Below are 14,298 nucleotides of genomic sequence, written 5' to 3' on the forward strand. Positions count from 1 at the left end.
ATCTAACATTCCGTATGTGTACAGGATATACTGACCGCTAATTAGTTTGCCATTAGCTCTTATTAAAACTTACTTGTTATGAAAAAGCTATCTTGTTCGGGCCGTGTTCATCCATTTTTTTTGATCATTATTATAATGTTGGTCTCAATTCCAATGGGTTTTTATGGCATGTATCTCTATATTGCCCCATCTTTGCCGCAAATGACAACTCTAAAAAAGGCGCCATTACTAAAACCTTTACAAGTTTATAGTGCGGATAACCAACTCATTTCGGAATACGGTGGCAAGCTATCTGTACCCGTAGATTACGATCAGATCCCACGAAGTTTTATTCATGCCTTCTTAGCGGCGGAAGATTCTTCTTTTTTTGAGCATAGTGGTATCAGTTTTAAAGGTTTAGGACGTGCAGTCAGTGAAAGTATTACTGGCTCAAATGTCCAAACGGGTGGCTCGACCATCACCATGCAAGTGGCAAAAAACTATTATCTCAGTCCCGAGCGTACATTAAAACGTAAATTGACTGAGGTTTTTCTAGCCCGAAAAATTGAACAAAATTTGACGAAAGAGGAAATCTTAACCCTCTATGTCAATAAGATTTTCTTAGGTAAAAATGCCTACGGTATCGCAGCGGCAGCTAAAATCTACTACAACAAAAGCTTAGATGAACTCAGCATTGCGCAAATGGCAATGATTGCAGGTCTGCCTAAAGCGCCGTCTAAATACAATCCAGTGGTCAACCCCGAACGTGCTTTAGAACGTCGTAACTGGATTTTGGGTCGTATGCTCCAGCTAGGCTACATTAACCAAAGCCAATATGAAAAAGGCATTGCAGAACCAATTAACCTCGATATGCCTGACCGCGGGGTAAGCAACCGATTTCCCTACATCGGTGAAATGGTCCGTAGCGAACTGATTGAAAAGTTCGGCGAGCACGCGATTGACTCTGGTTATAAGGTTTACACCACCATCAACAGCGAACGCCAAGCCTATGCCGAACAAGCGGTACAAGATGGTTTAGAAGCCTATGACCGTCGTCATGGTTGGCGTGGTGCGGAAGCCCATGACAAACCCTTAAGTAGCTTTAGTGCTTTTGCCAATACCTTCCCTGCCGAAGTCACCCGTGTGAATCAAAATAGTTTTGATGCCTTAATGCAAGATGGCTCAACAGTAACCGTGCCATGGTCTGGCATGTCTTGGACACGTCCTTATCGCAACGCGAATGCCGTAGGCGGTACACCATCAAGAGCATCTCAAATTGTTAAAGTGAAAGACATCGTACGTCTGCGCCCCAATGACAACAAAACCTCATGGGCTTTGGTGCAACTGCCTAAAGTTCAGGGCCAACTGATTGCACTTAACCCAAACAATGGCGCTGTAGAAGCACTGGTTGGTGGTTATAATTTTTATCAATCTAAATTTAACCGAACCACCCAAGGCTGGCGCCAACCAGGTTCAATTATTAAACCCTTTGTCTATGCACTCGCTTTAGAGCGCGGTATGACACCGTATAGCATGGTCAATGACAGCCCAATCACGATTGGGAAATGGTCACCACGCAATGCCGATGGCCGCTATTTAGGCATGATTCCCCTGCGTCGTGCACTCTATTTATCGCGTAACACCGTGTCAGTTCGACTCCTGCAAACCGTGGGCATTGAACGTACACGCCAATTGTTCATGGACTTCGGCTTAACTGATGAACAGATTCCACGCAACTACACGATTGCACTCGGAACACCTCAGGTTTTACCAATTCAAATGGCTACTGGATACTCAGCCTTTGCCAATGGCGGTTATCGTATTCAACCGCACTTCATTAATCGTATTGAAGATGCCTATGGCAAGATCATTTATCAGAACAACCCTGAATATGCATGTATCAGTTGTATCTCTCAACAAGAATCAAAGCCTCAGTCTGCTGACACCATCACGCCTGATGATGAAGTAATTGAAGTCACCAACCAAGAGCTGAACCCTGCTGAAAAATCGGCAAATCCTGTTGAGATCAACAGTGACTATCGTCAAGCGCAACGTATTTTAAAATCTAGCTCTGCTTATGATATGGCGAATATTTTAAAAGACGTGATTCAACATGGTACAGGCCGTGCTGCGCTGCGTATTGGACGAGATGACTTGGGCGGTAAAACAGGAACCACCAATGATGCAAAAGATGCTTGGTTTGCCGGCTTTAATGGCAAATTGGTCACTGTAGCGTGGGTTGGTTTCGACCAACCAACAACTTTAGGACGCCGCGAATACGGCGGTGTGGCTGCGCTTCCAATTTGGACGGACTTCATGGGCAAAGCCTTACAAGGCACGCCTTCGGCGTGGGTTCAACTCGATGCCAAAGCCAAAGCACCGATTCAACGCCATCAGAAAGAAACACCTCAGAGTAACTTAGGCCCAACCCCACCTTTGGCGCAGCCGTTGTATCGCCCTGCACCGGTGGTAGTTCCACGTGCTCCTGAGCATGACTTTGATGATTTGCCGGGTGAAGAGGAAACGCTGGTTCCAAAGAACAGCACCCCACCCACCATGCAAGCACCCAAAGAACAACCAAAACCTAAATCGGATGCGCTCGATCATTTGATTGATCAAGTCCAATAATAAAAGCCCGCATCTGCGGGCTTTTTTATACTTATGCTTTTTTCTGAAACAGTAAAATTTGATACTGTGCCTGTAGTTCAAAAGCTGTTTGAGCCTCTAAAGCTTCACGGCGCTCTTGTTTCGCCTTATAGGCATAAGGTGTCATGGCAATCAGGTTTTTTAAGTCCTGCTGATTAAGCTTAAGATCAGCATCAACAACATCATCACTCACCAAATCAAACGCATCACTCAACTGCTCTACAAATTTGCTCGGTTCATGCGGCTTCACCTCTTCGAACAAAGCCTCACGCATGGCATATAAATGCTGAGGCGCAGGCGTCACCACCAACAAATATCCTTGCGGTTTGAGTACCCTTAAAATCTCTTGTATTGGAATCGGGCTAAACAAACTACTACATAAATCAATCGATTGATCCAACACGGGTAAAGTTGCTCCTGTACCCACTACCCACGTGATATTTTTATTGATTTTCGCAGCCACTTGCACTGCATTTTTTGCAATATCTACACCGACACATTGCAGTACCTCCGACTGCATTGCATCGGTGTAATAGCCTTCACCACAACCAATATCGAGTAAATTTTCAATACGTAACTCACGTACCTTATTGATCACTGCTTGCTGTAAAGGCGCGTAATGACCTGCACTTAAGAAGGCACGGCGGGCTTGTACCGACTCACGCGTATCCCCCGGATTTTTGCTGTGCTTGTGTTGAACGACATGCAAATTGACGTAGCCTTGTTTCGCCACATCATAACTATGTGAATTCGCACAGCGCCATGTTCTTTCGTTTAAAGTTAAAGCCTCACGACACACAGGACACATGAGCAGATTCATTATTTTCTCCAAGACCTTACCTCAGGCATAAAAAAAGCCGGCAAATACCGACTCTTTTCATACTTTTGCTTAACGCAATTTTAAGGTCATTAGACCTAAAACTACCAGCATAATTGTGATAATCCAAAAACGAATCACCACTTGGGTTTCACGCCAGCCTTTTTTCTCATAATGGTGGTGTAATGGTGCCATCAGGAATACCCGTTTATTGCGCATTCTGAGGGAACCAATTTGCAAGAAGACTGAAATCGCTTCGACCAAAAACACACCAGCCATAATGGCAAAGACAATTTCCTGACGAACCATGACCGCAATTGTACCGAGCATTGCACCCAATGATAATGCGCCCACATCGCCCATAAAAACCTGTGCAGGGTGTGCATTAAACCAGAGGAAGGCTAGACCCGCGCCAATCATGGCTGCACAAATCACCACCAACTCAGAAGCAAAGCGCACATAAGGAATATGTAAATAATTGGCAAAACGGACATCACCAGCCAAATATGCAAATACACCTAAACCCGCTGCAACAAGCACTACAGGCATAATCGCTAAACCGTCCAAACCATCGGTCAGGTTCACGGCATTTGATGCACCATTAATTACCAAATAGGTGAAAATGATAAAACCAATACCCAACGGAATCACCGACAAAGGAATACTTAAATCTTTAAAAAATGGAATCAGCAGATCCAGCATATTTGCGGTATGCACAGGATTGCTCTGTTGTTGCGCAATTACATATAGCGCAATACCTGCGCCCAATGATGCAAGCGACGTCCAAAAGAACTTTTTACGGGCAGGTAAGCCTGCATTGTCTTTATAGCGAATCTTGATCCAGTCATCGGCCCAACCCACTGCACCAAAAATCACCATCACTGCCAAGACAATCCATACATAAGGGTTGGATAAATCTGCCCACAACAGTGTGGAGATACCAATTGAGAGTAAGATCAACACACCACCCATGGTTGGTGTGCCCATTTTTTTGGCATGATTTTCAGGAGCATATGAACTCACGGCTTGACCATATTTGAGTGCTTGCAACTTGCGAATCATCACAGGACCGAGCACTAGACCAATGGTCAGTGCGGTTAAAACACTGAGCAAAGAACGCAATGTTAAATAACGAACCACCTGAAACGAACTATGGTAGCCCGCCAGTTGTTCAAACAACCATAACAACATTTAGAGTTTCTCCATCAAATCAGCCATCAACGTTTCCATATGGGTATAACGAGAACCTTTAAACAGGAAACTCATAGACTGGGGTTGATGTGTTTCAATTAAACTGAGTAAGAACGGCAAAGCCTGCTCTTGAGTTAAAAAAGCCTGCATTTTTTTGCCATATTGGGTGCTGCGTGCACCTTCTTGTGCCGCAGGTGCAAATTCACCGACAGCCACCACGAAGTTCAGCCCTTTCACTGAGACCAAATCGCGCCCCAGCATATAGTGCTGCTGTGCAGCAGAGCTACCTAGCTCACCGATATCACCCATCACCATCACTCGAACCCCCTCTTGCTGTGCAAGCACTTCAGCAGCGGCACGCATAGAGGTTGGGTTGGCATTGTAGGTATCATCAATCAACAAATGACGGCCTTGTTGAATAAAGTTCAAACGCCCTTTTGCACCGACCGCTTGCTCAAGGCCAAGCACAATATCATCCAAGCTAATACCAATCGCTAAAGCAAAAGCTGCCGCAGCAGTTGCATTTTGAACATTATGCTCCCCAGCAAATGGTAAATTCACCTGACGCACGCCTTGCGGGGTATTTAGCTTAAACGTTGCAGATTGTGCCTGTAACTCAATCTCAGTGGCAAAGATTTCACCACCCGCACCAAAGCTGAGCACCTGTTCAGTTTGCACTGCTTGGCGAATGCTATCGGCAAAATCATCGGCTGCAGGAACAATTGATGTGCCATTTGGAGCAATATGCGCATAAATCTCAGACTTAGCACGGCAGATGCCATCGCGTCCACCAAACTCACCCAAGTGTGCTGTACCAATATTGATAATGCCTGCAACCAAGGGCTGGACCAAATTCGAAGTATAGTCAATTTCACCTTGATGGCTTGCACCCAACTCCATCACTGCATATTGATGCTCTGGATGTAATTCCAATAACATGACTGGCACACCCAAGTCATTATTCAGATTGCCACGGGTCACCAACGTTGGTGCTATACGTGACAAAATACTGCCTAACATTTCTTTGGTGGTGGTTTTACCACTACTACCCGTCAGCGCAATCACTTTTAGCTGTGGGTTTTGTGCACGGCGATAAGCCCCCAGTTGTCCCAATGCCAAACGTGTATCGGGCACCACCAACTGACAAACCTCTGCATCTATAGGCTGACTCACAATGGCCACTTGGCAACCTTGTTCAGCAACTTGCGTAATAAAAGCATGTGCATCAAAACGTTCGCCTTTGAGTGCTAAGAAAGCATCTCCTGCTTCTGCATCACGTGAATCCGTCAAAATGCGTTTAATTTCAGTATTTGGCGCTTGATCATTTAGCCAATAACCTTGGGTAGCTTCGAGCAACTGTGCGGCGGTCCATGACACTAAAGGCACTGTGCTTGTTGTTGAGGTATGCATACGACTTCCTTAGTGTGCAGGATAAGCAGAATCAGTAGTGTGGTGCTGTGTATCAATCGCGGATTGCACTTCGACGACATCGTCAAACCAATGCCGAACACCCTCTATTTCTTGATAGTTTTCATGACCTTTGCCTGCAATCACGACAATATCACCCGCTTGGGCCTGTTGAACGGCAAATTTAATCGCTTCACGACGATCATGGATTTCATGAACCACACGGTTTGAGAAATCAATCCCCGCTTTCATATCGGCAAAAATTTGCTCAGGATTTTCTGTACGTGGGTTATCTGAAGTCAACAACACCACATCTGCTCCGTTTAATGCTGCTTGGGTCATGAGTGGCCGTTTGCCACGGTCGCGGTCTCCACCACAGCCAAATACTGCCCAGAGTTGCTGTTCCACATGGCGCTTCAACGTACTTAAGACTTGCACCAGAGCATCAGGCGTATGCGCATAATCAACCACAAACAAACGCGCATCATCACGAATCACTTGCATACGACCTGGCGCACCCTTGAGCTGTGCTGTTGTAGCAACCACATCGGCTAAATCAAAACCCGCTTGTTCAACCATAATTAAACTGGCGACCAAATTTTCAATATTAAAATGACCCAATAATGGGTTCTGTACCTGATATTCGGCCTGTGCCGTACACAAGCTAAAGTTTGCACCCGTCAGGCTATATTGAATATTCTTTACCAGATAGTCTGCAGGCTGCGTGGTTGAATAAGTTAAAATTTTCGGTTGGGCTGGATTATTTTGTGCCGCTTGAATCATGACTCCAGCATGCTCATCATCCAGATTGATGACTGCAACTTTCAATGATGGAAATTGAAATAAGCGAGATTTAGCTTCGGCATAGACCTCAAGCGTGCCATGGTAGTCCAAATGGTCGCGACTTAAGTTGCTATATGCAGCAATTTCAATTTCACTGCCCGCTAAACGGCCTTGTTCCAAACCATGTGAAGAGGCTTCAATCGATGCAAATTCAGCACCTTGCTTGGCATAGCTATGTAGTGCATTTTGTAGATGCAGCGCATCCAAGGTGGTATGCGACGATGCTTCTAAATTGGGCAAAATGCCATTACCTGTCGTGCCCATTACCGCACATGATTTGCCTTGTAGCATCAACAGTTCTGCGACTAAACGAGAAATGGTGGTTTTACCATTGGTTCCTGTCACCGCTAAAATACGAGCAGGCTGTACTTGGCTAGTGGCCAACAAAAATTGCTTTTGCCAGCCTCCCATCAAGTGACGCACATTCGGCACCACAATACTGTTTGCAAGTGCAAGCTCAGTTTCACTCACCACTGCTAAAGCCCCTTTGTCCAAGGCTATTTGCGCAAACTGCTCTGTTTTCTCAGGTTGTGAAAGTGATGTCAGCGCAATAAAAATTTGCCCTGCCTGTACTTTACGACTATCAAGAACAAAACCTTGAAATGGCTGTGCCATCCATTCAGCGCTTAAGTTAGCGGTGTAGAGTTGTTGAAATGTAATGGACATTCATCACCTATCTCTTGATTACAGGAGCATCTAAAGGTTTATCTAAAGGCACGTTCATTAAACGTAAGGATTCTTGCATAACACGGGCAAATACAGGCGCAGACACCGTACCACCATAGTAGGTCCCTTGCGGGTTTTCGACCACAACCACCATCGCTAAACGCGGGTCGCTGACTGGTGCAACACCGGCAAAAAGTGCACGATATTCATTGGTTGAGTAGCCTTTACGGTCAGCACGTAACTTATGCGCGGTTCCTGTTTTACCACCTACACGGTAACCCGGAATGGTTGCACGAGTCGCGGTACCACCCGGTAAGGTTGCCGTTTCCATCATCAACAAAACTTGATCCGCAATTTTTGGATCAATCATTTGTTCACCACGGGGAGGCGCATCTAACTTATACAAACTCAAAGGCATTTTCACACCTTTGTTAGCCAACATGGCATAAGCATCCACCATTTGCAGCACAGTCGCATTTAAGCCATAGCCATACGCCATGGTCGCCACTTCCGATACATTCCATTTACTTGGTGGAAGAATTAAACCACCACTTTCACCCGGGAATTTAACAGCTGAACGCTGACCAAAACCGAGACGTTTATAAAAAGTCGGTAAAGTTGCATAAGGGAGAGACAAAGCAATTTTAGCCACACCCACGTTAGACGATTTTTGAATAATTCCACCCAAAGTCAGTGGACCATAGTTATGTGTATCTCGAATGGTGTGGTTGCCGACTCGCATCGAACCCGGAGTGGTATTAACCACAGTATTCGGCATGTATTTGCCGCTTTCCAAGGCCATTGAAATGGTCAAAGGCTTCATGGTTGAACCCGGTTCGAAAGAGTCAACCGCACCACGGTTACGCATGGCGTCTTTATTGGACAAACTGTTTTTATCGTTCGGGTTATACGACGGCCACGACGCCATCGCTAAAATTTCACCCGTTTTCACATCGACCGCAATTGCTGTGGCAGAACGAGCATTATTGGCTACACCCGCAGCGGTCAGTTCACGGTACATAATGTACTGAAGGCGCGAATCAATACTGAGCGTAATATTTTCGCCCGGCTCAACTTCTTTAACCACCTCGGCATCTTTAAAACGATTGCCCTTTTTATCTCGAACAATTTGCTGCTCACCATCAATACCCGACAAGCGTTGATTCAGCTGCATTTCTAAACCTTCAATGCCCGAACCTTCACTGTTGGTCAAACCAATAATTTGCGCATTCGGTTGTGGCTGCGGATAGTAACGTTTGTAGTTCTTTTCGGTATACACACCTTGGAACTCACGTTTTGCAATCAGTTCGGCTTGCTGAGGTGGCACTTCTTTTTTCAAAACCAAGTAGCGCGAACGCGGACGTTCATTGAGTTTCCGCTTCAGTTCCGCACGATCCATGCCCACGGCATCAGCCAGTTCATCCAGATTTAGATTTTTGTCTGGTAATTGACGCTTCAATTTACGATTGTGTGGATCTTTGGCTAATTCAGCGGTAATTTCATCAAATAGTTTTTTATTATCAAAATAATCACGTGGGTCAATCACCACTTTCATAATCGGCGTACTGATCGCCAAAGGCACACCATGACGGTCATAAATCACACCGCGCATGGCCTTAATTTTTTCAGTTCTTAAAATATTGGCATTGGCTTTATTTTGCAAAAATTCGGTATTAATGACTTGTACGTAAAAAGCACGTCCAACCAAAGCAATAAAGCAGGCTAAAACCACCGCCCACATGAGATAAAAGCGCCACATTTCAACCTGTAGAGCCGATTTTTCAGTCACCGCTTGCTGTTTTTTACGAGTGGGTTTACGCTTTTCTACCATGTTACAGCGGCCTTATTTTTTGTCTTCTGAAGTCGTGGGTAAAGAAATCACTACGGTTTGCGCCGCAGGTGGTGAATACATCCGCAGTTGCGTCACCGCGCGCGTTCCAATTTGTGCAGTTGCGCCAAAAGTTTGCTGTTCAATCAGCAAACGGCCCCACTCTGCATTTAAGTCATCACGCTCGCGCATAAAAGAGCTCATTTCGCGATAGTCATGACGGTATTCAAACACTTGGAACACCACCATCATGGCACTGATAAACACCAGCACCAATAAAATGACATAGGCAATCAACTTCTTAAACTTTAACTTTGTTGGAATTTTTTCAACGACTTCAGTTTTCATTATTCGCCTTTAAGTGCTAAGCGCTCTGCAACTCTAAGCCATGCACTACGTGAACGTGGATTAGCTTTAACCTCTGCATCACTTGCTTTCACACGTGATACTTTCTTTAAACGACGCGTATCTGGTCGTTGTTGTGGCATACCCCAACCCATATCTTCCTCAAGTGTCGACTCTTTTTGAATAAATTGTTTAATTAATCGATCTTCTAAGGAATGGAAGCTAATCACAGCCAAGCGACCATTCGGTTTTAATACTTCTACCGCTTGCGGTAGGAAAACTTCAATATCTTCTAATTCTTTATTAATGGCAATACGAATTGCTTGGAAAGTTCGTGTTGCGGCATGTTTATTTTTTTCCCATTTCGGGTGCGCTACTTTCACAATTTCAGCCAACTGCGCTGTGGTTTCAATCAATCCGGCCGCTTTAATCGCTTTGGCAATACGACGGCTATAACGCTCTTCACCATATTGAAAAATAATATTGGCTAACGCCTCTTCCTCAATATTAACCAACCACTGCGCTGCGGTTGGACCTTTTGAATTGTCCATACGCATATCCAGTGGTCCATCTTTCATAAAACTAAAACCACGCTCCGCCTGATCAAGCTGCGGTGAAGACACGCCCAGATCGGCCATAACCCCATCGACCAAGCCAATGCCGCGTACTTCTAACTCATGTTTAAGGTCAGCAAAGCTGGCATGAATAATTTTAAAACGTGGATCTTCTTGTTCTAAAATCGCGGCTGTTTCCAGTGCTTGCGGGTCTTTATCAAAACCATAGACACGTGCATTTTCATCTAGCTTAGACAACAGCAAACGCGTATGTCCGCCACGACCAAACGTCCCGTCAATGAAAATCCCTGTATTGCGATCTGCTACCAAAGCATCAACAGTTTCGTGAAGTAATACAGAAATATGCGACATAAAGACTCAATATGATCGGAAGGAAAAATGTAACTGCACATTATTACCTTGTTTTAACAAAGCTCCAAACGACTTTTTGTAGGGAAATATTACTTTTCATAGACAAAACCGTTTTTAAACGGCATTCATTATCAAAAAAGCCTCCCAAGGGAGGCTTTGTAAGCAGCAGCTGAAATAATTAACTGGATTATTTACGGCTATTATAGATTTGGTCGAAAGTCGCCCCATTCACAAAGTGGGTCTTTTGAGCATTGGCCCAACCACCAAACACTTCATCAATGGTGAAGGTTTTTAACGGTGGAAATTGCGCTTTATATTTTTCTAAAACCGCAGCATTACGTGGACGATAGAAGTGTTTCGCCGCCATTTCCTGACCCAGTGGTGAATATAAATAGTTGATATAACCCTGTGCTAACCACTTGTTGCCATTTTTCGCCACGGTCTTATCCACGATTGCCACCGAAGGCTCGGTTAAAATCGAGATCGATGGATAAACAATATCGAACTGATTTTTACCTAAAGTTTTTTGTGTCACTAAGGCTTCATTTTCCCAAGTCAATAACACATCACCAATGCGACGTTCTGCAAAGGTGGTCATAGACGCCCGTGCCGCAGAGTCCATGACTTTCACGTTATGGTACATTTTACCTACGAACTCTTTGGCTTTGGCCTCATTGCCACCAGGTTGTTTCAGTGCGTAACCCCAAGCAGACAGATACACCCAACGTGGTAGACCACCTGTTTTAGGATTAGGCGTAATAATTTGTACACCCGGTTTGGTTAAATCAGACCAGTCCTTAATTTTTTTCGGGTTGCCTTTGCGTACCATGAACACAATGGTCGATGTATAAGGTGCAGAGTTATTTGGGAACTCTTTTTGCCAACCCGGCTGAATTTGACCTGATTTGACAATTTCTTCAATGTCATTGGCTAAGGCCAAGGTCACCACATCCCCTTTTAGACCATCCACGACCGAACGGGCTTGTTTACCTGAACCCCCGTGTGACTGTTTAAAGTCAACCGTTTGCCCTGTACGACTTTGCCAATAAGCACCAAAGGATTTATTGAACTCATCGTAAAATTCACGTGTTGCATCATAGGAGACATTGAGCATAGTACGGTCAGCTGCTTGAGCTGATGTCATACTGAATGTCAGACCTGTTGCCACTACGGCAGCAGCCCAGAGAGATTTCAAATGCGTTTTCATAGCGTATTAAATTAAATATCAAGAATTATGCTAAATATATGAAACAAAATCATAAATCGCAATTCGCTTTTGTTTTTTAAATACACATTATTTTTACATCACTAAGACTTAATGAATTGTTTTTATTTAAAATAATAGCAAACACTTTACTTATTCTTATTATATACATTTTTATGCTTAAAATATAATAAAAGTGGATATGCGTATATCCACTTTTATGTCCGAACGTGATCTCATTAAACCGCAGCACGTTTATTTTTCAGTATAAATTTGATCAAAGATCGCACCATTTACAAAGTGAGTTTTCTGCGCTTTGGCCCACCCTCCAAAGACATCATTAATATTAAAGGTTTTTTGCTTTGGAAATTGCGCAAGGTATTTGTTCGCCACTTGTTTATTTCGTGGACGGAAGAAATGCTTCGCCGCCAACTCCTGCCCTTTTGGCGAATACAGATAGTTTAAATAGCCCTTGGCCAAATTTCGATTGCCATTTTTGTCCACGGTTTTGTCTACAATCGCAACTGACGGCTCCGCTAAAAACGAAATAGACGGATAAACAATATCGTATTTGTCTTTACCTAGGCCTTGAGTTGCCAGTAAAGCTTCATTTTCCCAAGACAACAACACATCACCTATGCCCCGTTCAGCAAACGTGGTCAATGAACCTCGCGCGCCTGAATCAAGAACTTTGACATTTTGATACAGTTTTTCACCAATTCTTTGGCTTTAGCATCATTACCTCCAGGTTGTTTTAACGCATACCCCCAAGCAGATAAATAGATCCAACGCGGCGCATCGCTTGTTTTTGGTTTTGAGGTAATGATCTCACCCCCAGCTTGGTTAAATCATTCCAGTCTTTAATTTGTTTGGATTACCTTTACGCACTAAAAAAACAATGGTTGAAGTATAAGGTGCAGAATTATTTAGAAATTCTTTTTGCCAGTTTTTATCAATTTGTCCAGTATTCACAATTTCATCAATATCATTGGCCAAGGCCACCACATCTGCTTGGAGACCCGTTGCAACGGCACGTGCTTGCTTGCCCGATCCACCATGAGACTGTTTAAAGTTGACCTCCTGCCCAGCTTTGCTTTTCCAATACTGATACTGTCCAAAGGCTTGGTTATATTCTTGTTGACATCCTCCCAGACCTAAAGAACGGGGATTCCTCCTCCGAGACGCTCATGTCCGAGCGCAAGAATATTCAGTGCGGAATTTATATCCCTATCATGGAGCGTACCGCACTCCATACACTGCCATTCTCTTATTCCAAGACCTGCTCTACCTTTCGGACTGCTAGAGCGTGAGCCACAGCACGAACATGTTTGGGTCGTATAGGCTTCGTTGACTTCTCCATACCATACTCCTGCGTTCTCGCATTTATACTTGAGCATGGTTCTTAGTGTTGTCCAACTGGCATCTAACACTGACTTCGCTAATCTAGTTTGTGCTAATGCTTTAGCATTCACATTGCCAACAAAGATTGCTGCATGTGCATTCACCAGTTTATGGCTGAATTGATGCAACATATTTTGGCGTATATTTTTAATCTTGGCGTGAATCGCTTTGACACGTTTCTTATTTTTTGCTCTTTGAGCAATGCCAAGTTTTTCCTCATATTGGCGATAGATTTTAGGAGCTTCGAGTTTCACACCATCTGAACAAGTGGCTAAATCTTTCAAACCCAAGTCTATGCCAATTGAGCCTTTAGCTATAGCTTTAACTTGTTGAATATCATCAACCACAAGGCAAACATACCAACGTCCACGACTGTCTTCTACAAATGAGCCTGTTTTGACGTTGTATTTGCTTAGTCCGTAGCTGTCCCATAGTTTGAATTGGTGCTTGCCATATTGCACATAGCCATCGGCGTATTTAATGGCTACTTTCTTAAAAGGTATCCAGCCTAATGAGCGTCTTGCAGATTTGTTGTTACTGACACGCCATTTTAGCTTGGCTTTTTTAAACTGCTTTCTTCGTGTAACTAATTCTTCTGCAATTGCCTGTATGGTTTGGCTATGTAAGTTACATTCTTTTGATGTGCCTTTCGTGTATTGAGCAATATCGTATGCTGAAAAGAATTGTTGTTTACGTTGTAGGTGCTTGAAACACAAATCATTGACATAATTCCAAACAAAGTTCACCTCTACTGCTAGTTGGTCTAGCATCTTGCAATGTTTGTCTTTTATTCGTAATTTAAGTGTTTTCATTACTAAAATATATTTGGTCTATGAGCAATAGTCAAGAGATTAGAACAGGTCGTCATTGTGTTTTTAATATGCACGTTCATTTAGTCTTTGTCGCTAAATATCGTAGAGATGTTTTTACCAAAGCAATGCTTGAAACAATGCGTGAAGTGTTTGAGCGTGTTTGTTTAGACTTTGAAGGTAAGCGTCCGCTGAACCCCACTTTTTCTAACTCATTAATACCGCGATAGTGTCCA

The 14,298-nt window shown here is 43.8% G+C and carries 10 protein-coding genes and 2 pseudogenes; 2 read left to right on the forward strand and 10 right to left on the reverse strand.

Going from position 1 to position 14,298, the window contains the following annotated elements; genetic code table 11:
* Positions 1–78: 78 nt before the first annotated feature.
* The gene (gene ponA / locus HUK62_RS16440) at positions 79–2,607 is read left to right on the forward strand and encodes a penicillin-binding protein PBP1a (RefSeq protein WP_005401356.1); all 2,529 of its coding nucleotides are present in this window, start codon (positions 79–81) and stop codon (positions 2,605–2,607) included.
* A gap of 31 nt (positions 2,608–2,638) precedes the next feature.
* Here the strand turns inward: ponA and HUK62_RS16445 are convergent, their stop codons facing one another.
* From HUK62_RS16445 to HUK62_RS16490, 10 genes and pseudogenes are all read right to left on the reverse strand, one after another.
* Positions 2,639–3,445: a putative RNA methyltransferase gene (locus tag HUK62_RS16445; RefSeq protein ID WP_039890567.1), complete on the reverse strand. Its 807-nt coding sequence runs from the start codon at positions 3,443–3,445 to the stop codon at positions 2,639–2,641.
* Between the two features lie 69 nt (positions 3,446–3,514).
* Positions 3,515–4,633 carry a phospho-N-acetylmuramoyl-pentapeptide-transferase gene (gene mraY, locus HUK62_RS16450; protein ID WP_004691502.1) on the reverse strand — a complete coding sequence of 373 codons (1,119 nt, stop codon included), beginning with the start codon at positions 4,631–4,633 and terminating at the stop codon, positions 3,515–3,517.
* Positions 4,634–6,043 carry a UDP-N-acetylmuramoyl-tripeptide--D-alanyl-D-alanine ligase gene (gene murF, locus HUK62_RS16455; RefSeq protein WP_005401358.1) on the reverse strand — a complete coding sequence of 470 codons (1,410 nt, stop codon included), beginning with the start codon at positions 6,041–6,043 and terminating at the stop codon, positions 4,634–4,636. It lies immediately after the preceding gene.
* 9 nt (positions 6,044–6,052) lie between these two features.
* Positions 6,053–7,549 (reverse strand): UDP-N-acetylmuramoyl-L-alanyl-D-glutamate--2,6-diaminopimelate ligase, encoded by a 1,497-nt coding sequence (locus HUK62_RS16460; protein ID WP_005401359.1) that lies wholly within the window; start codon positions 7,547–7,549, stop codon positions 6,053–6,055.
* Positions 7,550–7,556: 7 nt separating this feature from the next.
* A complete protein-coding gene (gene ftsI / locus HUK62_RS16465; protein WP_010327652.1) occupies positions 7,557–9,380 on the reverse strand; it encodes a penicillin-binding protein PBP3 in 1,824 nt (607 codons plus the stop codon).
* A 12-nt stretch (positions 9,381–9,392) separates the two neighbouring features.
* Positions 9,393–9,725 (reverse strand): cell division protein FtsL, encoded by a 333-nt coding sequence (ftsL, locus tag HUK62_RS16470; RefSeq protein WP_004691506.1) that lies wholly within the window; start codon positions 9,723–9,725, stop codon positions 9,393–9,395.
* Positions 9,725–10,648, reverse strand: coding sequence for a 16S rRNA (cytosine(1402)-N(4))-methyltransferase RsmH (gene rsmH / locus HUK62_RS16475; protein ID WP_004978100.1), 924 nt, complete (start codon positions 10,646–10,648; stop codon positions 9,725–9,727). The genes ftsL and rsmH overlap by 1 nt, the downstream gene beginning before the upstream one ends.
* 187 nt (positions 10,649–10,835) lie before the next feature.
* Positions 10,836–11,855: a sulfate ABC transporter substrate-binding protein gene (locus HUK62_RS16480; RefSeq protein WP_039890570.1), complete on the reverse strand. Its 1,020-nt coding sequence runs from the start codon at positions 11,853–11,855 to the stop codon at positions 10,836–10,838.
* A gap of 252 nt (positions 11,856–12,107) precedes the next feature.
* Positions 12,108–13,004: pseudogene (locus tag HUK62_RS16485) on the reverse strand (sulfate ABC transporter substrate-binding protein).
* 2 nt (positions 13,005–13,006) lie between these two features.
* Positions 13,007–14,065, reverse strand: coding sequence for an RNA-guided endonuclease TnpB family protein (locus HUK62_RS16490; RefSeq protein WP_005401363.1), 1,059 nt, complete (start codon positions 14,063–14,065; stop codon positions 13,007–13,009).
* 20 nt (positions 14,066–14,085) lie between these two features.
* On the opposite strand from HUK62_RS16490, the pseudogene HUK62_RS16495 reads away from it, so the two are divergent.
* Positions 14,086–14,241: pseudogene (locus tag HUK62_RS16495) on the forward strand (transposase); the annotation flags it as partial.
* Positions 14,242–14,298 lie beyond the last annotated feature (57 nt).

The sequence above is a fragment of the Acinetobacter sp. NEB 394 genome (genome assembly GCF_013374795.1).
GTDB classification, from domain to species: Bacteria; Pseudomonadota; Gammaproteobacteria; order Pseudomonadales; family Moraxellaceae; genus Acinetobacter; species Acinetobacter johnsonii.